The following is an 18,482-nucleotide window of genomic DNA, read 5'->3' on the forward strand; positions in this document are numbered from 1 at the left end:
GTGTACCCCAGCGCCACCAGCGCATACATGCTCCCGAGCACCAGCCCGTTGATGATTTGCTGGAAAAAAGTTTCCATGAAGCGTCTCCGGTATGGCGGTCAGCGTCTTGCGCGTTCCCGCCCAATCGTTGTGCTGAACTTTGAGCAGATAAAAAAAAGCCCGCCGCAATGTCGGCGGGCCCACGTGGCCATCAAGTCCTGCAGCCTGAGCTTCATTGTAGGAGTCGGGTTCCAAGGGGTTTCGCTGGTAAATACCCCTAGCGCAGAGAGTCCCCAAGACCTCGATTTGAGCGCCTAATCCCGGGGCTCGCTTGCCGAGCCCGACTCACCCTCGCGCGCCTCGGCATTGAGGCGGCGAAGCTCGGCCAAACGATCTCCGATGCGCAGCTCCAGGCCGCGGTTCACCGGCTCGTAAAAGCGCTGCTCTTCCATGCCCTCAGGCAGGTAGTGCACGCCGGCCGCAAAGCCGCCCGGCTCGTCATGCGCGTAGCGGTACTCGCGCCCGTAACCCAGATCGGTCATGAGCTTGGTCGGCGCATTGCGCAGATGCAGGGGCACGGGGCGGCTGGCATCGCCCTTCACAAACGCCCGCACGGCCTTGTAGGCGCTGTAGACCGCATTGGACTTGGGCGCCACCGCCAGGAACACCACCGCCTGCGCCAGTGTCAACTCGCCCTCGGGCGAGCCCAGTCGCTCGTAGGTTTCGGCCGCATCCAGACAGATGCGCAGCGCGCGCGGGTCGGCCAGGCCGATGTCCTCGCTGGCCATGCGGATCAGGCGGCGCGAGATGTAGCGCGCATCGACACCGCCGTCGAGCATGCGGGCCAGCCAGTAGAGTGCGGCATCGGGGTCGGAGCCGCGCACCGATTTGTGCAGGGCTGAGATCACATCGTAGAACTGCTCACCGCCCTTGTCATAACGGCGAAGTTGCTCGCCCAGCGCGCGCTCGAGCACGGCCTCGTCGATCTGCGCCACACCTGGCGGGGTCAGCGAGGCCACGGCCTCCAGAGCGTTGAGCAGACGGCGCGCGTCGCCATCGGCATAGGCCGCGAGGCGCTTGGCCGCGCCTTCCGTCACCGGCGGGCAGGCCAGCAGTTCGGCGCCGCGCCGCACCAGATCGAGCAGATCCTGCTCGTCCAGCGACTTGAGCACGTGGACGGTGGCGCGCGACAACAGCGCCGAGTTGACTTCGAAAGACGGGTTCTCGGTGGTGGCGCCGATGAAGGTGAACAGGCCCGACTCCACATGCGGCAGGAAAGCGTCCTGCTGCGACTTGTTGAAGCGATGGACTTCGTCCACGAACACCACGGTGCGCCGCCCCTGGGCGGCCACACTCTGCGCGCGCTCGACCGCCTCGCGGATGTCCTTGACCCCGCCCAGCACCGCCGAGATGGTGATGAACTGCGCCTCGAAAGACAGGGCCATCAAGCGCGCCAGCGTGGTCTTGCCCACGCCCGGCGGGCCCCAGAGGATCATGGAATGCAGCCGCCCCGACTCGAAGGCGGTGCGCAGCGGCATGCCGGGGCCCAGCAATTGACGCTGGCCGATCACCTCGTCGAGCGAATTGGGCCGCAGGCGCTCGGCCAGGGGCGGATGCAAGGAGGCCTGACCGAACACGGGCGAGGCAGCAGAGGCGGCAGGGGCGGCAGACGACCCCGCGCTGCGGCTGGGCAGCGCAGCGGGCAGTTCGTCTTCGGGAAACAGGGAATCACTCATGGCCGCCATGCGGGGCACTTTCTCATCTTCGCCAAGGACGCAAGAAGCTGTGGATGGGACGTGAAGCCCGGCTTCACTGCTCGACCAGATCGGCCCCGGCCGGCAACACAAAGCGGAAGCGGTCCGCCGGCAGGCTGGCGTTGACGGCCAGGCTACTGAAATCCAGGCGCGAGCGCTGGCCGAAACCATCGACGATCTCGAGCGCCGCCAGATCGCGGCCCTTGAATCCAATCTTCAGCGACTGAAAACCACCGTCGGCCTGGCGCGGCAGGGCTTGCACCCAATCGAGCCCGCCTTCGGACGGCAGGGCCTTGAGCGTGAAATCACGCTCCAGATTGCCACCCGCCAGCAAAGCCGCCGGTGTGGCGCCCAGGGCCTGGTTCATGCGGCGGGAGCTCGCTTGATTCAGGTCGGGGTCAAAGATCCAGACCTTCTGGCCATCGCCAACGATCAGTTGCTCGAAAGGCTTGCTGTAGGCAAAGCGGAACTGGTTGGGGCGCTGAAACTCAAAGCTGCCTTGCGAGCTTTTGCTGCGCTTGCCATCGGGCGAGTTGACGGTCTGCTTGAACTGGGCACTGGCGCTTTTCACCTCACGGGCGAAATCGCGCAGCGCGCTCACCGCGTCGGCACGAGCCACAGGGGCCAGGGTCAGCAACACCGCGGCCAGCACGGCACGGCTCTTCATCGTCATCATGGTTGGGGTCCTGTGCGGAGGGGTCGCGGGGCTCATTCGTCGCGCTTGGGCACGATCAGGTCGCGGTTGCCATTGGTGGCCATGCTGGACACCAGGCCCGACTTTTCCATCTGCTCCAGCAAACGCGCGGCACGGTTGTAGCCGATGCGCAGATGGCGCTGCACCAGCGAGATGGAGGCGCGGCGGTGCTGCAGCACCACGGCCACGGCCTGGTCGTACATAGGGTCGGCCTCACCGTCACCGCCGGCCGCGCCGCCGCCGGCTTCACCGCCCTCGCCCTCCAGCACGCCGCCCTCGAGGATGCCCTCGATGTAATTGGGCTCGCCCTGGCTCTTGAGGTACTCGACCACGCGGTGCACTTCCTCATCACTGACAAAGGCGCCGTGCACACGAATTGGCAAGCCGGTGCCCGAAGGCATGTAAAGCATGTCACCCATGCCCAGCAAGGCCTCGGCACCCATCTGGTCGAGGATGGTGCGGCTGTCGATCTTGGAGCTGACCTGGAAGGACAGACGGGTCGGGATATTGGCCTTGATCAGGCCGGTGATCACATCGACCGAAGGCCGCTGTGTGGCCAGAATCAGGTGGATGCCGGCCGCGCGGGCCTTTTGGGCCAGGCGGGCGATCAGCTCTTCGATCTTCTTGCCGACCACCATCATCAGGTCGGCCAACTCGTCGATGACGACGACGATGAAGGGCAAACGCTCCAGCGGTTCCGGCTCCTCGGGCGTGAGGCTGAAGGGATTGCCGATCTTCTCGCCGCGCTCGGTGGCTTCGTCGATCTTCTTGTTATAGCCGGCCAGATTGCGCACGCCCATCTTGCTCATGAGCTTGTAGCGGCGCTCCATCTCGCCCACGCACCAGTTGAGCGCGTTGCTGGCCTGCTTCATGTCCGTCACCACGGGCGCCAGCAGATGCGGGATGCCTTCGTAGACGCTCATTTCCAGCATCTTGGGGTCGATCAGGATCAGGCGCACATCGCGCGCCTCGGCCTTGTAGAGCAAGGACAGGATCATGGCGTTGATGCCGACCGACTTGCCCGAACCGGTGGTACCGGCCACCAGACAGTGCGGCATCTTGGCCAGGTCGGCCACCACGGGCAGGCCGACGATGTCCTTGCCCAGGCCCATGGTCAGCTGCGAGCTGGCATCGGCATAGACCTGGGAGCCCAGAATCTCGGACAGGCGAATGGTCTGGCGCCGCGCATTGGGCAACTCCAGAGCCATGAAGTTCTTGCCCGGAATGGTCTCGACCACGCGGATGGACACCAGGCTCAGCGAACGCGCCAGATCCTTGGCCAGGCCAACGATTTGCGAGCCCTTGACGCCCGTGGCCGGCTCGATCTCGTAGCGGGTGATCACCGGGCCGGGCGAAGCCGCGACCACGCGCACCTCAACGCCAAAATCGCGCAGCTTTTTCTCGATCATGCGCGAGGTCATTTCCAGCGACTCGGGCGTGACCGAAACCACCTGCACCGGCGCCGTGTCCAGCAGGTCGACCTGGGGCAGCTTGGTGTCGCTGGCGTCGGCGAACAAGGTGGTCTGGCGCTCCTTGGCCACGCGGGTGGACTTGGGCACCTCCATCACTGGCGCTTCGATGACGATGGGGATGTGAGTTTCCTCCACCACCTGGCGCTCGACCTCGACCACCAGCTCGCGCTCCTGCGCAGCCTGCTCACCGACGCGCTGATCTTCGGCCTTCTCGCGCCGCTCCAGGCGCTGCTCGCGCCATTGGTCCAGGCGCGCGCCCAGCTGTTCGGCCAGATGCGCCCAGGAGAACTTCAGCGCCAGACCGGCGCCCAGCAGCAGCAGGCTGATCCAGACCACGCCCGAGCCGGCAAAACCCAGCACCTTCATGCTCCAGGGGCCGAGCGAGAAACCGAGCACGCCGCCGGCATGGCCAGGCAAGCGGGTTTCCCAGGAATAGAGCCGGGTCCACTCCAGGGCAGAGCTTGCGCAAAGCAAAAGCACCAGGCCCAACAGCCAAAGCAGCAGCGGGCGGCGGCTGCCGGGTGCCGGTGGGCTGTCGGCCCGCAGCAGATCGGCCAGCTGCCCCAGCCAGACACGCAAGCCCACGATCAAGAGCCACCAGGCCGAAAAACCAAAGCTGAAAAGCAGCAGATCGGCCACCCAGGCGCCGACGGCGCCCATGCGATTGCCGTAAAGCGCGTGTTGGCCGGAAATGGAAAACGCCGCGTCTGCGCGGTCATGGCTGACCAGGGCCAGCACCACCAGGCACCAGAGAGCGCCGCTCAGCAGCAGCCAGACCGGCGTGCGCAGGGGGTTGTGGCGGGGCGGAGGCGGCGGGGCCGCCTTCTTGGATTGGCGTTTGTAGACTTTGTCGGGCGTGCCGACCTCGTCGTCACGCGAGAGGGAACCCAGCGGAAAACTCATGCTGCCATTGTGGCGCAGGTTTCAGGGCCTGCCGCCCTGCCCGTTCATACGGGCCGCTGCTGGACCCGTTCACACGGGTCGCTGCCTCATGGAGCCACGGACTCAGCTGGGCAGGCGTTCCTTGATCACCACCGAGCCGTTTTCCAGGGTTTCGATGACGCCGCGCTCTTCCAGGTCCTTCATGACCCGGCTGACCATCTCACGCGAAGCGCCCACCACCTTGGCCATGTCCTGGCGCGACACCTTGCCGCGGATGATCTTCAGGCCCTTCTCTTCTTCGGACATGTCCAACAACGTGCGCGCCACACGGCCGTAGACATCCAGCAGGGCCAGGGATTCGATCTGGCGGTCGGCATTGCGCAGGCGCGCCACCAGACCGCGCAGGATGGCGTAGGACAGGCTGCTGCTCTCTGGCAGGCAGCGTGCGAACTCGTTGCGGCCCAGCACCAGCATGTCGGTCTGCACCTCGGCACGCACGGTGGCCGAGTGAGGCTCGTGGTCGATCAGGCTCATTTCGCCGACGTAGTCGCCAGGCTGCAGCACGGCCAGGATGACCTCGCGGCCGCGGGTGTCGGCCGTCAGCACGCGGGCGCGGCCGTTCAGCAGGATGAACAAGGCATTGGACTTGGTGCCCTGCTCGACAATCAGCTCGCCGCGCTTGAAGCGCCGCTTGACCACGCTGTCAGCAATCGACTGCGCCTGGTCGGTGGTGAGCAAGGAAAACAAGGGCACCCTGCGGATCAGATCCAGATTGGACAACATCGCCATGAACAGCCTCCTTTGGTTTAAGCCTGAATTTGGCACGCCGTCGCTGTCGTCGTGACATGCCTAGAATGCTCGGGATTGTGCCCACCTGCCCCATATTTCAAACAGGGTTTAGGCGGGGAAAACCGGCCATTACCGTCTGTGCAACAGAGATCAGCTCCCGAGCACAGCGACTCCTTTCGTTTCCATGGTCTCGCCGGCGCCCGGCGCTTGCGAAACCACCCAACCGCCCCATCTGAGTCCCCATGAACGCAAACACCCAACACCATTCGCTGCTGATCCTGGGCTCCGGCCCGGCCGGTTACACCGCGGCCATCTACGCCTCGCGCGCCAATCTGAAGCCCACCCTGCTGACCGGCATGGCGCAAGGCGGCCAGCTGATGACCACGACCGAAGTCGACAACTGGCCGGCCGATGTGATGGGTGTGCAAGGCCCCGAGCTGATGGAGCGGTTCCAGAAGCACGCCGAGCGCTTCCAGACCCAGATCGTCTTCGACCACATCAACGCGGTTGATTTCTCCAAGCGCCCCTTCACCCTCAAGGGCGACAGCGCCACCTACACCTGCGACGCCCTGATCATCGCCACCGGCGCCTCGGCCAAGTATCTGGGCCTGCCCTCGGAAGAAGCCTTTGCAGGCCGCGGCGTCAGCGCCTGCGCCACCTGTGACGGCTTCTTCTATCGCGGCCAGGAAGTCTGCGTGGTCGGCGGCGGCAACACCGCCGTCGAAGAAGCGCTGTACCTGAGCAATATCGCCAGCAAGGTCCATGTGATCCACCGCCGCGACAAATTCCGCGCCGAGCCCATCCTGATCGACAAACTGATGGCCAAGGCCGAGTCCGGCAATGTGGTACTGCACCTGTGGAACACCCTGGACGAAGTGCTGGGTGACCAGAGCGGCGTGACCGGCGTGCGCATCAAGAGCACCCAGGACGGCGGCACGCAAGACCTCGCCCTGCAAGGCTGCTTCATCGCCATCGGCCACCAGCCCAACACGGAGATCTTCAAGGATCAACTGGAGATGAAGGACGGCTACATCGTCACGCGCAGCGGCCTGAATGGCTTCGCCACCATGACCAGCGTGCCCGGCGTGTTCGCCGCCGGTGATGTGCAGGACCACATCTACCGCCAGGCCATCACCAGCGCCGGCACCGGCTGCATGGCCGCCCTGGACGCCCAGCGCTTCCTGGAGCAGGAGCGCGGCTGATCGCGGCCCGCGCACACGCGACGCCTCACCCTCCCGGCATCACAGGCCACTGCGATGCCGGGCATCGCGACACTCTGGCACGCCCAATCTGGCGTGCCTTTTCGTTTTCGGCTATACTCTTAGGCTTGCTTGCTGGATGGACCGCGCCCAGACAAGTGCCGCCGAGGTACAAACCCGGTGCGCTTGAACAGGTTTGGCAGGCATATCGCGGTCATGTGGCCGTCTCACGTTTGCAGATGCGAACTGCTGAATGAACTCAGCAGAAATCTCAGCAGAGATGGCTGGTCAAAAAAATCAAACCGGAGAAGCGTCATGGCACGCGTCTGTCAAGTCACGGGCAAGAAGCCCATGGTGGGAAACAATGTTTCTCACGCCAACAACAAAACGAAGCGTCGCTTCCTGCCGAATCTGCAGTACCGCCGTTTCTTCCTGGAAACCGAGAACCGCTGGGTTCGTCTGCGTATCAGCAATGCTGCTCTGCGTTTGATTGACAAGGTCGGTATCGACCAAGTCGTCGCCGATCTGCGCGCCAAGGGCGAGCTCTGATCTAGAACTGAGAATCAAGGAGCATCATCATGGCCAAAGGCGCACGCGAAAAGATCAAGCTGGAGTCGACCGCAGGTACGGGTCACTTCTACACGACCGACAAGAACAAGAAGACCACGACCAACAAGCTCGAATTCATGAAGTTCGATCCCAAGGCTCGTAAGCACGTTCTGTACAAGGAAACCAAGCTGAAGTGATTCGGCTTGGAGCCCACGCCTTTCGGTGTGGGTCTTCCATAAAAAAACCCCGCAAGGCGCAAGCCGGCGGGGTTTTTTCATGGGCGCTCGGTCAGGCTCAGCCAGGGCCGAGCGGGACATGGCCTCAGTTTTTAGCCGCTGCCAAGGTGGTCTTGAACTCCTCGCGGAACCAGTCGTCCAGCAGACGGCGCTCGTAGCGGATCGGGTCGCTTTCGTTGTAACGGTTCATGCCGACCATGTAGTTCAGGTCATGCAGACGGGTCTTGCCGCTGTGCAAGACCTTGCCGTTTTCGCTCAGGCTGAAACTGAGCTCGATCGAGGGCGAGCTGACCCCGCGCAGCACGCGAATCATGTCCATGCGGCGCCCGACCGGCTCCCATCCGCCGGCCAGGTCAACATTGCTGATCTCCACCGTCAGATCCTTGCCGGGCAACTGCGCCCCGAGCTTCTCCAAATGGGCCTTGAGCTCCTTCAAAACCGGCTCCTGGTCGCGGCGGCCGAAATCACTGCTGGCGTCGGTGAACTTGTCAGGCTCGATGAAGCGAACCTGCACATCAGCCAGAGCCAACGAGGCCGAAGCGCCCAAAGCCAGCGCCAGGGCAGCGGCACGGAAAAGACTTTTCTTGTTCATGCTCATGGTGACTCTCCTTGTGTGGGGTGGATGACTCCGTTGCAATGACTTCAGTCTAGTCCCCAGACGTCAAAAAGGCGCCCCTCGGGGCGCCCTTTTACCTCAGACTTACCTGCGGTCACCGCAGTCACACCCAATCGTCACAAACGGTCAAACTGCACTGATTCCTCGGCCACAGCAGGAACGACACAACGATTGAAACCGCGCCTCAGGCGCGCGCCATGCGCAAGCTCATGGAGAAATTGCGCAGCTCGGCAATGCCGCTTTCCTCGGCACGGCGGCACCAGGCTTGCAAGTCTGCCACCAGCTGTTCGGCCGAGACGTTGGTGCGGGTCCAGAGCTGGCGCAGCTCTTCGCGCATGGTCAACAGCTTGTCCAGGGTGGGGCTGGCCGCGCGGGCATTGGCAATCTCGCTCAACAGGCGATCCGGGATGTTGACCTCATCGCGGTGCGACCAGCGCTTGGCCAGCTTGAACTGCGCCCACTGCGCGCTGTGCTCCTGGCCCTGGGCCTTGAGCCGCGCCAGCTCGGCCGCGCAGGCCGCCTTGAGGCCGCGGCCGTACTTGGACATCACCTCGTAGCGGTTGGTGATGATGGCTTCCAGCGTGTCCTTGTCGGCCGGCTTGATGTCGCCATGGCGCAGCTTGGGCGCCGTCTTGCGGACCTTGGCCCAACCCAGCATTTCGAAAGCGCGGATGTAGCCCCAGCCGATGTCGAACTCGAAGGGCTTGACCGAGAACTTGGCCGAGGTCGGGTAGGTGTGGTGGTTGTTGTGCAGCTCTTCGCCGCCAATCAGGATGCCCCAGGGCGAGACATTGGTGGATGCATCGGGTGCTTCGAAATTGCGATAGCCCCAGTAGTGGCCGATGCCATTGATCACACCGGTCGCCCAAACCGGAATCCAGACCATCTGGATGGCCCAGACCGTGGCACCGATGGCGCCGAACAGGGCCAGGTTGATGATCAGCATCAGGCCCACGCCCTGCCAGGAGAAGCGGGTGTAGAGGTTGCGCTCAATCCAGTCATTGGGCGTGCCCAGGCCATACTTGGCGATGGTCTCGGGGTTCTTGGCCTCGGCGCGGTAGAGCTCCACGCCGGTCAGCAGCAAGGCCTTCAGACCGCGTGTCTGCGGGCTGTGCGGGTCGTCCTCGGTCTCGCATTTGGCGTGGTGCTTGCGGTGCACGGCCACGAATTCCTTGGTCACCATGCCGGTGGTCAGCCACAGCACGGCGCGGAAGAAATGCGAGGGAATCGGCCCCAGATCCAGCGAGCGGTGCGCCTGCGCACGGTGCAGAAAAATGGTGACCGACAGGATGGTGAAGTGGGTGATGACGAGCGTGAACGCCACGATCTGCCACGCACTGGCCTCCAGCAGGCCATGCGCCAACCACTGGACCAGCGCATCATGTACCGACATCAAGAAATTCATGGCTTCCTCATCCTGCCCGAGATTGGGCGGCTAGACGGATTCGAGTCGGCGAATTGTAGGCGCACGACTCCAAAAACAAGGGGGCAAAACACTGCGCCAGGTCAAGCGCGCGTGAATCCTGCCCGGCTGCGTGCAAAGCACAGACCGGTGAACCTTCAGGACGCGCCAGACGAGCGATGGGGTGCTATTGCTTTTCCCAGACGGCAGCGAAGAAGCCATCCGTCTGGTGCTGGTGCGGCCACAGGCGCAGATAGCCGTTCTCCACAAGGCGCTCGGCGTCAGCCACATGGGCACGGCTGAGCACCTCGGCGACATCGAGCTTCTTGAACTGCGGATGCGCGGCCGAGAAGGCTTCGGCAATCGCCTCGTTCTCGGCATCGAGCAGGCTGCAGGTGGCGTACACCAGGCGGCCGCCCGATTTCAGCAGGCGTGCGGCACTGGCCAGGATGGCCGTCTGCTTGGCCTGCAGTTCCTGCACGGCATGCAAAGACTGGCGCCATTTCAGATCGGGGTTGCGGCGCAAAGTGCCCAGGCCCGAGCACGGCGCATCGACCAGCACGCGATCGATCTTGCCGGACAGGCGCTTGATGCGCTCGTCGCGCTCATGGGCAATCTGCGTCGGGTAGATGTTGGACAGGCCGCTGCGCGCCAGGCGCGGCTTCAGCGAGGCCAGGCGATGGCCCGAGGTGTCGAAGGCATAGAGCCGGCCGGTGTTGCGCATGGACGCACCCAGGGCCAGGGTCTTGCCGCCGGCGCCAGCGCAGAAGTCCACCACCATCTCGCTGCGCTTGGCGTCCAGCATCAGGGCCAGCAGTTGGCTGCCTTCGTCCTGCACCTCGATACCGCCGCTGGTGAACAGCTCCAGCTTGTTGAGCGCCGGCTTGCCGTGGATGCGCAAGCCCAGGGGCGAGAACGGTGTCAGCTCGGCATGGATGCCAGCGGCGGTCAAGGTGGCCTGCGCTTCTTCGCGCTTGGCCTTCAAGGTGTTGACGCGCAGATCCAGTGGGGCCTGCTCGTTCATGCTGGCCGCCAGGGCCCAGAACTGTTCCTCGCCCAGGCGGGCCAGCAAAGGCTGGGCCAGCCACTCGGGCAGGTTGTGGCGCAGGCGCGGCGCCAGCTGGGTCTTGTCGATCTGACGGACCTGTTCCAGCCATTGCTGTTCTTGAGTGTTCAGGGCGCCGCGCAAAAAGGCTTCATTGCCCTGCCAGCCGAGGATGGCCAGGCGACGCTCGGTCGGGCCGCTGCCCGACTGGGCCAGATGCTGCAGCAACGGGCGCTGGCGCAGCACCGTGTACGCGGTCTCGGCCAGGGCATGGCGCTCGCGCTGACCCAGGGCCTTGTGTTTGCGGAAGAAGGCGGACACCACGCTGTCGGCGGGAGAGTCCAGCTGGAGCACAGCGCGCAGAAGCTCGCTGCTCATTTCAAGAAGGGCATTAGGATGCATGGCGCGATTATCCCAGGCCTGCGGGCTTTCCCTGCCTGCCCCTGACTTTTATCCTTGCCTTCTGCCCCCAGCCACCCCGAGATGAGTGCCGACGACCTGCCGCCCCTGCCCGCCACGCCCCTGGGGCGCTACCGCCACTACAAGGGCGGCGAGTACGAGGTGATCGGCACGGCCCGGCACAGCGAAACGCTGGAGCCACTGGTGGTCTACCGCCCGCTCTACAACGCCACCGGCCTCTGGGTACGGCCGCATGCCATGTTCTTTGGCAGCCTGGAGGTGGATGGCGTGCTGACGCCGCGCTTCAGCGTCATCGATGGCGGCGGCAGCAGCAACACAGCGCCCTGATGATGCGTCTGCCTCGCTGGCTGCAACAGCTGCGCCTGCGCCCTCGCCTGCTGCTGGCTCTGGGGCTGGGCTTGCTGGCCGGCCTCGCTTGCCCGTCGAACTGGAGCCTGGGCACTCGCCTGCTCTGCGGCTGGAATGCCGGCGTCTGGTTCTATTTGCTGGCCGTGCTGCAGATGATGCTGGCGGCCGACCATGAACATGTGCAGCGCAAAAGCGTGGCCCAAGCCGATGGCGTGGGCGCCGTGCTGCTGCTGGCCGCGGCCGGCGCCCTGGCCAGCCTGGCCGCCATCACCCTGGAGCTGAGCCAGCCGGCCGGCCCGCCCGGCGCCACCATGGCGCTGGCCTTGTTGACGGTGGCGGGCAGCTGGCTGCTGCTACCGGTGGAGTTCGCCCTGGCCTATGCCAGCCTCTATCACCGCAGCACAGGGCGAGACAACGCGCCGCATGGCCTGGAGTTTCCCGGCCTGGACGGCCCGCCGGACTACACCGATTTCATGTACTTCGCCGTCACCCTGGCCGCGACTTCGCAGACCTCGGATGTGGCGGTCAGCGCCCGGCCCATGCGGCGCCTGGTGCTGCTGCATGCGCTGCTGTCTTTCCTGTTCAACACCGGCGTGCTGGCGCTCCTGATCAACATCCTGGCCGGCATGATCCGCTGACGGGCCGGCCCCGCGCTCAGCTGAAGGACTGGCTCGCCCCGCTGAGTTGCTCGACACGACCATCCACCAGGCGCAGCTGGCCTTCGACAAACCAGCGCACCGCCTGCGGATACATGCGGTGCTCGAGCTTGAGCACGCGGGCCGACAGCGTGTCTTCATCATCCCCCGGCAGCACCGGCGCCACGGCCTGAGCGACGATGGCGCCATGGTCGAGCTCGGCGGTCACGAAATGCACGGTGGCGCCGACGAATTTGCAGCCCATCTCCAAGGCCCGCGCATGCGTGTGCAGGCCGGTGAAGGCCGGCAGCAGCGAGGGGTGGATGTTGAGCATGCGCTCGGCATAGTGGGCGGTGAAGGCCGGAGTCAGGATGCGCATGAAGCCCGCCAGCACGACCAGATCGGGCGCAAAACCATCGATCACGCGCTGCAATTCGGCATCAAAAGCCTCGCGGGCCTGCTGTGCATCCATGCCGGGCTGGCGGAAGGCCTTGTGGTCGACCACGGCCGTGGCAATGCCGTGCGCGGCCGCAAAATTCAGGCCAGCGGCATCGGGCTTGTTGCTGATCACGGCGGCGATCTGGGCCGGCCAGCCCTCGGCCGCACAGGCGCGCACGATGGCCTCCATATTGGAACCACGGCCGGAGATCAGGATGACGATGCGTTTCATGGGGCGGCAGTGTAGCTGCCTACAATGCCCGACCTGATCTTTGCTGCGGCCCGCCGATGAGCTCCCTGCCTACTCCCGAACCGACTTCTGCCGCCGCACGCCCGCGCGTGCTCTCGGGCATGCGCCCGACCGGCGCCCTGCACCTGGGCCACTACCACGGCGCGCTGAAGAACTGGGTTCGCCTGCAAAGCACACACGACTGTTTCTTCTTCGTCGCCGACTGGCATGCCCTGACCACCCAGTACCAGGACCGGCAGAACCGCAACAGCATCGAACGCAATGTCTACGACATGGTGGTCGACTGGCTGGCCGCCGGCATCGACCCCGAGAAGGCCACGCTCTTCATCCAAAGCCGCATGCCCGAGCACGCCGAGCTGTTCACCCTGCTGGCCATGAGCACTCCCACCTCCTGGCTGGAGCGCATTCCCAGCTACAAGGACGCGGTCGAGAAGCAACGCGCCAGCAGCACCCCGGGTGATGGCGCCACCTACGGCTTCCTCGGCTACCCGCTGCTGCAGGCGGCCGACATCCTGATCTACAAGGCCGGCTTCGTGCCCGTCGGTGAAGACCAGACCGCCCATGTGGAAGTGACCCGCGAGGTGGCGCGCCGCTTCAACCGCATCTACAGCCCGGACGCGCCCATCCTGCCCGAGCCGCAGGAGCTGCTGACCGAGACCGCGCGACTGCCCGGCTTGGACGGCCAGAAGATGAGCAAGAGCTACAACAACGCGGTGGCCATGCGCGACGCGCCCGAGGTGGTGGACGAGAAGATCCGCACCATGCCCACCGACCCGCAGCGTGTGCGCCGCAGCGACGCCGGCGAACCCAGCCGCTGCCCGGTCTGGCCCCTGCACCAGCTCTACTGCGACGAATCCACCCGCACCTGGGCGGCCGAGGGCTGCCGCTCGGCCAGCATCGGTTGCCTGGACTGCAAGAAGCCCTTGATCGAGGCGATCCAGAAAGAGCAAGCGCCCTGGCGCGAGCGGGCCAATGAATACCTGGCCAATCCCAAGCAGGTGCAATGGATCGTCGAAGTCGGCACCGAGCGCGCCCGCGCCGTCGCCCGCAAGACCTTGCGGGAAGTCCGCACGGCCATGGGCCTGGCCTACTGATCGCGCCCGCGTGAGCCCAGCCATGAGCGGCATCCACATCACCGACATCGAGGCTGCCATCAACTGGTGGCGCGAGCGCAAGCCTTCGACCGACGGCCTGAGCGCCTGCCCCGAGGTGCAGGCCCTGGCCGAGGTCTACGGCCTGCTGGTCTACCACCGCGATCACGAATGCGATGAGGACAGCATGCCCGCCGCTGCCAAGGCCGCCTGGCTGCGCTGGTACGAGAGCACGCCGGATGCGCCCTGCATCGCCATCTGCTCCACCAGCCAGGGCGATGCCTTGTGCAAAGGCTGTGGTCGCAGCTTTGACGAGGTGCAGCACTGGCCGGTGATGACTCCGGCCGAGAAACGCATCACCTGGCGCCGCATCACCCAGGAAGGCACGGCCTGGCGCTTCAACCGCTATGCCGAGCGGGCGCGTGAGTTCAAGGGCGTCGATCACCCGCAGCTGCAAGCCCCCCAGACTCCGGCGGACCCGACATGATGGGCCGCGCCCATCTCGAGAGCCTGCGCCGCATCGCGCCGCTGGCCTGGCCGGTGCTGGTCGGGCAGTTGGCCGTGCTGGCCTTCAGCACCATCGACACCGTGCTGGTGGCCCGTTACTCGGCCGTCGATCTGGCCGCGCTGGCCGTGGGCAGCGCCATCTACATCACGGTGTTTGTCGGCCTGATGGGCGTGGTGCTGGCCATTTCCCCCATCGTCGGCCGCCTGTTCGGCGCCGGCCAGCTGCAGGAAGCCGGGGCGCAGTTGCATCAGACCTTGTGGCTGTGCCTGGGCCTGATGGGCTTGGGCAGCCTGATCCTGCTGCTGCCCGAGCCCTTTCTGGCCGTGTCACAGGCCAGCCCCGAGGTCGAAGCCAAGGTGCGCCACTACCTGATGGCCCTGGCCGCCAGCCTGCCGGCCACGCTGTTCTTCACTGCGTTTCGCGGCTTCAATGTGGCGGTGTCCCGGCCAAAGGCGGTGATGGCCTTGCAGGTCGGCGGCCTGCTGCTCAAGCTGCCGCTGAGCCTCTTGCTGATTCAAGGCTTTGCGCTCGGCCCCTGGCAGGTGCCGGCCCTGGGTGCCTTTGGCTGCGGCCTGGCCACGGCCATCGCCATGTGGGCGCAGGCGGCCATCGCCTTTGCCTGGATGCGGCGCGACCCGTTTTACGAACCTTTCGGCCTGCGCCGCGGCGGCTTGCAGGCGCCGCACTGGCCGGACATCCGCGCCCTGCTCAAGCTGGGCGTGCCCATGGGCGGTTCCATCCTGATCGAGGTCACCGGCTTCACCTTCATGGCCATCTTCATCGCCCGCCTGGGCGCCACGCCGGTGGCCGGCCACCAGCTGGCAGTCAATCTGATCAGCCTGATGTTCATGCTGCCGCTGGCCCTGGCCAATGCCACCGGCACCTTGGTGGCGCAATCGGTCGGCGCCCATGACCCGGCCGGTGCACGGCGCCTGGGCTGGCATGGGCTGGAGATCGGCCTGGCCGTGTCCTTCCTGATCGGTGCCCTGGTGTTTTTTGCGCGCGAAGCGGTGCTGGGGCTGTACACCAGCGACCCGGTGATCCTGGGCGCCGCCCTGCCCTTGCTGCTCTGGGTCTGGCTTTTTCACGTGGCCGATGCCGGGCAGACCCTGGCAGCCTTTGTGCTGCGCGCCCACCACATCGCCACCGCGCCCATGGTCATTTACGCCCTGGCGATCTGGGGCGTGGGCCTGGGCGGCGGCTATTGGCTGGCCTTCGGCCACAGCCCGGCTGTGCCGGCGGAGTTTCAGGGTGCGCGCGGCTTCTGGTCGGCCGCCACGGCCGGCTTGGTGCTGGCCGCGCTGGGCCTGAGCGCCTTCCTGGCTTGGGTGCACCGGCAGGAAGAACGCGAGCAGGCGGCCGGCGCCCTCAGTTCGACGCTGAAGTCGCAGCAGGAAGGCTGAACACAAACACGCTGCCGCCTCCGGGCCGCGCTTCGCAGCGCACCTGGCCGTGGTGGCGCTGCGCGATCTGGCGCACCAGGCTCAGGCCCAAGCCCACACCGCCGGCTTGCTCGGCATGGCCGGGCAGGCGGAAAAAGGCTTCAAAAATGCGCTCGCGCATAGCCTCGGGCACGCCCGGGCCGCGATCGCTGACACGCAGCTCGGCCCGGCCTGCCGCATCTCGCGACAGCTCCAGCAGCACCTCCGAGCCGCCGTAGCGCTTGCCGTTCTCCAGCAGATTGCGCAGGGCGCGGCGCAGCAGGCGCTCATCGCCATGCACCAGCAGCTCGCTCAAGCCCGGGGCCGGCTGGAACTCGGCGCCGGTGCGGGCGGCCTCTTCCGCAGCCAGGCCCATCAAATCGACCTGCAGCGGCGTCTGCGCCATGGGCTCGGCGCCGCGCGCCGCCGCGTCCAGACGGCTGGCCAGCAGGACCTCCTCGACCAGGGCGTCCAGCTCGGTGATATTGGTGTGGATCTCGGTTTGCAGGCGGGCGCGCTGCTCCGGCCCGGCGTTGTCCAGCATGGCAAAAGCCATCTTGAGCCGGGCCAGGGGCGAGCGCAGCTCGTGGCTGGCATTGGCCAACAGTGACTGCTGGGCGCGCAGCAAGCTCTCGATCTGCGTGGCCGCGCGGTTGAAGCTGCTGGCCAGGGCCGCCACTTCATCCTTGCCACTCTCGTCCACCCGGTGGGCCAGTTGACCGGCACCGAATTGCTCCACGCCGGATTTCAAGCCCTCCAGGCGGCGCGTCAGGCGGCGCACCACGGGGTAGGCCCCCACGGCCACGCCGAAAAACAGCAGCACCAGCAAGACCAGCAAGACCTGGCCATTGGGGCGCGGCCCGAGGAAGGGCAAGCCCCAGGGCGCGGGCGGGCCCTCGTTGCGCTTGAAGAAGGGCCGCTCGGGGCCCATGCCGCCGCCACCTCCCAAGCCTGGGCCCATGCGAGCACCGGGACCGAAGCGGAAGCCGCCGCGCATCAGCAGCAGGCTGCGCCCGTCCTCCAGCGGCACGCGGATGGTCGGCGGGCCGGGAAAGACCTCGCGATCGAGAAACTCCTCAGACGCCGCCACACGCTCACCCTGGCGGTCCAGCAGCGCAATCGCCACATGCAGGCGCTGCCCCCATTCCTGCAAAGCCTCGGCCTGCTCCTCGCGCGGTGCACTGGCTGCCGGCAGCGCGCCGTGGATCAGCTCGGCCATGGCCGTCAGCCGGTCATTGGCCGAGGCTTCAAAATTGCCCCGCTCCTGCTCGATATGGCGCTGGAACAACCAGGCCGAACCAAAGGCAAAGGCCAGCAGGATGACCACCAGGGTCAGGTAGATGCGCAGGTAAAGCGATTTCATGCCAACGCAAGCACGACAGCGAGCTGCGAGCACTCCGACTCAGTGGCCATGGTCGGCATCCTGCTTGCGCGCAAACACATAGCCAGCGCCGCGCACGGTCAGCACCCGGCGCGGCGTTTTCGGGTCGTCTTCGATCAGGGCACGGATGCGCGAGATGTGGACATCGATGGAGCGATCAAAGGCATCGAGCGGATGGCCTTTGAGTGCATCCATGATCTGGTCGCGCGAGAGCACGCGACCCGGGCTTTGCGCCAGCACCACCAGCAAGTCGAACTGGTGGCCAGTGAAATCGAGGGGCTTGCCGTCCAGTCGCGCCATGCGGGCGGCCAGATCAATTTCCAGACGGCCGAAGCGCAGCACATCGTCGGGCGGCGTGTCCGGCTCGGCACGGCGCAGCAAGGCCTTGATGCGGGCCTGCAGCTCGCGCGGCTCGAACGGCTTGGCCAGGTAATCGTCAGCGCCGAGTTCGAGGCCGAGGATGCGGTCCATGGGCTCGCCACGGGCCGAGAGCATCAGCACCGGCAGGCGGCGCGTCAGCGCATCGGCGCGCAGCTCGCGGCAAAAGTCCAGGCCGTCGCCGTCCGGCAGCATCAGGTCCAGCACCAGCAGATCGAATACCTGCTCGGCCAGGGCGGCTCGCCCCTCAGCCAAGCTGCCGGCCACGCGCACCTCGAAACCGGCCGCACTGAGGTAGTCCCCCAGCATGGCGGTGAGGCGGGCGTCATCGTCGATCAGCAGCAGTCTGGAACTCATGGTGCTTGTGTGAAGAGGAAATGTCGGGGCCGCACGGCGCCCGCGCCGCAGAGGCGGCAGCGGGGCCGCAGGCCCTTCAGGAGGGCTGAGCATAAACGAGGAGGCCACGGGTCAAATCGCCTCAACCGCCATGCTTGCCGCCGCGCATCTCCATGTGCTTGGCCATGCGGGCCTGCATCTTCTTCATGCGCTCGGCCATCTTGGCGCGCTGCTCGGGCGTCAGCACGCGGGCAGCGTCGACCATGGCCTGGCTCATGCGCTTGCTGGCAGCCTCGTGCTGGGCGCTCATCTGCTGGCGCAGCGATTCGATGGCGGCGGCGTCGATGTTCGGCGCGGTGAACAAGGCCATGCCCTGCTCATGCAGCTTGCGGCTGCCTTCATGCTGGGCCTTCAGATCGGCGTGAGCGGCATCCATGATCTGCTTGATCTGGGCGCGCTGGGCATCGGAGGCATCGATCATGTCGAGCATGTGCTCCATATGACCGCCGCCCATGGGCATCATCGACATGCCATGGCCGCCACGATGGCCCATGGGGCCACCATGCCCCTGGGCTTGGGCCGCCACGCCGCTGAATGCCAGGGCTGCGGCCACCATGCCGGTGCTCAGCCAGGTTTTGAGTTTCAGTTGGGACATCACA

20 protein-coding genes are annotated in these 18,482 nt (G+C 65.8%); 8 read left to right on the forward strand and 12 right to left on the reverse strand.

Annotated elements, in window-relative coordinates:
* From AC1Q6P_RS23290 to AC1Q6P_RS23310, 5 genes are all read right to left on the reverse strand, one after another.
* On the reverse strand, positions 1-234 hold a 234-nt coding region (locus AC1Q6P_RS23290; RefSeq protein ID WP_492666147.1), incomplete at its 3' end, for a hypothetical protein.
* A gap of 59 nt (positions 235-293) precedes the next feature.
* Positions 294-1,715 (reverse strand): replication-associated recombination protein A, encoded by a 1,422-nt coding sequence (locus tag AC1Q6P_RS23295; protein ID WP_492666148.1) that lies wholly within the window; start codon positions 1,713-1,715, stop codon positions 294-296.
* 73 nt (positions 1,716-1,788) lie between these two features.
* Positions 1,789-2,409 (reverse strand): outer membrane lipoprotein periplasmic chaperone LolA, encoded by a 621-nt coding sequence (gene lolA / locus AC1Q6P_RS23300; RefSeq protein ID WP_492666149.1) that lies wholly within the window; start codon positions 2,407-2,409, stop codon positions 1,789-1,791.
* A gap of 32 nt (positions 2,410-2,441) precedes the next feature.
* Positions 2,442-4,802 (reverse strand): DNA translocase FtsK, encoded by a 2,361-nt coding sequence (locus AC1Q6P_RS23305; protein ID WP_492666150.1) that lies wholly within the window; start codon positions 4,800-4,802, stop codon positions 2,442-2,444.
* 102 nt (positions 4,803-4,904) lie between these two features.
* On the reverse strand, positions 4,905-5,570 hold the full coding sequence (locus AC1Q6P_RS23310) for a Crp/Fnr family transcriptional regulator (RefSeq protein WP_102766963.1): 666 nt from the start codon (positions 5,568-5,570) through the stop codon (positions 4,905-4,907).
* Positions 5,571-5,812: 242 nt separating this feature from the next.
* On the opposite strand from AC1Q6P_RS23310, the gene trxB reads away from it, so the two are divergent.
* The 3 genes from trxB to rpmG all read left to right on the forward strand — a co-directional run bounded on the left by trxB (position 5,813) and on the right by rpmG (position 7,515).
* Entirely contained in the window at positions 5,813-6,772 is a 960-nt protein-coding gene (gene trxB / locus AC1Q6P_RS23315) for a thioredoxin-disulfide reductase (RefSeq protein ID WP_102766964.1), read from the forward strand.
* Positions 6,773-7,084: 312 nt separating this feature from the next.
* A complete protein-coding gene (gene rpmB, locus AC1Q6P_RS23320; protein WP_102766965.1) occupies positions 7,085-7,318 on the forward strand; it encodes a 50S ribosomal protein L28 in 234 nt (77 codons plus the stop codon).
* A 29-nt stretch (positions 7,319-7,347) separates the two neighbouring features.
* Positions 7,348-7,515, forward strand: a complete 168-nt coding sequence (gene rpmG, locus AC1Q6P_RS23325) for a 50S ribosomal protein L33 (protein WP_102766966.1) — start codon at positions 7,348-7,350, stop codon at positions 7,513-7,515.
* 124 nt (positions 7,516-7,639) lie between these two features.
* Here the strand turns inward: rpmG and AC1Q6P_RS23330 are convergent, their stop codons facing one another.
* The 3 genes from AC1Q6P_RS23330 to AC1Q6P_RS23340 all read right to left on the reverse strand — a co-directional run bounded on the left by AC1Q6P_RS23330 (position 7,640) and on the right by AC1Q6P_RS23340 (position 11,019).
* Complete coding sequence (locus AC1Q6P_RS23330) at positions 7,640-8,152, reverse strand: DUF3016 domain-containing protein (RefSeq protein ID WP_492666151.1); 513 nt, start codon at positions 8,150-8,152, stop codon at positions 7,640-7,642.
* 202 nt (positions 8,153-8,354) lie between these two features.
* Complete coding sequence (locus tag AC1Q6P_RS23335) at positions 8,355-9,575, reverse strand: DesA family fatty acid desaturase (RefSeq protein WP_492666152.1); 1,221 nt, start codon at positions 9,573-9,575, stop codon at positions 8,355-8,357.
* Between the two features lie 184 nt (positions 9,576-9,759).
* Positions 9,760-11,019: an RsmB/NOP family class I SAM-dependent RNA methyltransferase gene (locus AC1Q6P_RS23340; RefSeq protein ID WP_492666153.1), complete on the reverse strand. Its 1,260-nt coding sequence runs from the start codon at positions 11,017-11,019 to the stop codon at positions 9,760-9,762.
* 81 nt (positions 11,020-11,100) lie between these two features.
* Here AC1Q6P_RS23340 and AC1Q6P_RS23345 point away from each other — a divergent pair, with 81 nt between their 5' ends.
* Together AC1Q6P_RS23345 and AC1Q6P_RS23350 are read left to right on the forward strand one after the other, a co-directional pair.
* Positions 11,101-11,364, forward strand: coding sequence for a DUF1653 domain-containing protein (locus AC1Q6P_RS23345; RefSeq protein ID WP_492666154.1), 264 nt, complete (start codon positions 11,101-11,103; stop codon positions 11,362-11,364).
* Complete coding sequence (locus AC1Q6P_RS23350) at positions 11,364-12,023, forward strand: DUF1345 domain-containing protein (protein WP_492666155.1); 660 nt, start codon at positions 11,364-11,366, stop codon at positions 12,021-12,023. The genes AC1Q6P_RS23345 and AC1Q6P_RS23350 overlap by 1 nt, the downstream gene beginning before the upstream one ends.
* 16 nt (positions 12,024-12,039) lie before the next feature.
* Here the strand turns inward: AC1Q6P_RS23350 and purN are convergent, their stop codons facing one another.
* On the reverse strand, positions 12,040-12,690 hold the full coding sequence (gene purN / locus AC1Q6P_RS23355; RefSeq protein WP_102766972.1) for a phosphoribosylglycinamide formyltransferase: 651 nt from the start codon (positions 12,688-12,690) through the stop codon (positions 12,040-12,042).
* 119 nt (positions 12,691-12,809) lie between these two features.
* Between purN and trpS the strand changes: the two genes are divergently transcribed.
* The 3 genes from trpS to AC1Q6P_RS23370 are packed head-to-tail and all read left to right on the forward strand — an operon-like array spanning position 12,810 to position 15,710.
* On the forward strand, positions 12,810-13,802 hold the full coding sequence (trpS, locus tag AC1Q6P_RS23360) for a tryptophan--tRNA ligase (protein WP_263300008.1): 993 nt from the start codon (positions 12,810-12,812) through the stop codon (positions 13,800-13,802).
* Between the two features lie 22 nt (positions 13,803-13,824).
* Complete coding sequence (locus tag AC1Q6P_RS23365) at positions 13,825-14,286, forward strand: DUF3717 domain-containing protein (RefSeq protein WP_492666156.1); 462 nt, start codon at positions 13,825-13,827, stop codon at positions 14,284-14,286.
* Positions 14,283-15,710: an MATE family efflux transporter gene (locus AC1Q6P_RS23370; protein ID WP_492703351.1), complete on the forward strand. Its 1,428-nt coding sequence runs from the start codon at positions 14,283-14,285 to the stop codon at positions 15,708-15,710. Before AC1Q6P_RS23365 ends, AC1Q6P_RS23370 begins: the two co-directional genes overlap by 4 nt.
* Here the strand turns inward: AC1Q6P_RS23370 and AC1Q6P_RS23375 are convergent.
* From AC1Q6P_RS23375 to AC1Q6P_RS23385, 3 genes are all read right to left on the reverse strand, one after another.
* The gene (locus AC1Q6P_RS23375) at positions 15,676-17,091 is read right to left on the reverse strand and encodes a sensor histidine kinase (RefSeq protein ID WP_492666158.1); all 1,416 of its coding nucleotides are present in this window, start codon (positions 17,089-17,091) and stop codon (positions 15,676-15,678) included. The two genes, AC1Q6P_RS23370 and AC1Q6P_RS23375, sit on opposite strands and share 35 nt — an antisense overlap.
* Positions 17,092-17,130: 39 nt before the next feature.
* Positions 17,131-17,844: a response regulator gene (locus tag AC1Q6P_RS23380; RefSeq protein ID WP_102766977.1), complete on the reverse strand. Its 714-nt coding sequence runs from the start codon at positions 17,842-17,844 to the stop codon at positions 17,131-17,133.
* Between the two features lie 121 nt (positions 17,845-17,965).
* Positions 17,966-18,478, reverse strand: a complete 513-nt coding sequence (locus tag AC1Q6P_RS23385; protein ID WP_492666159.1) for a Spy/CpxP family protein refolding chaperone — start codon at positions 18,476-18,478, stop codon at positions 17,966-17,968.
* Positions 18,479-18,482 lie beyond the last annotated feature (4 nt).

This window comes from Roseateles sp. GW835-FHT13E02 (assembly GCF_058794035.1).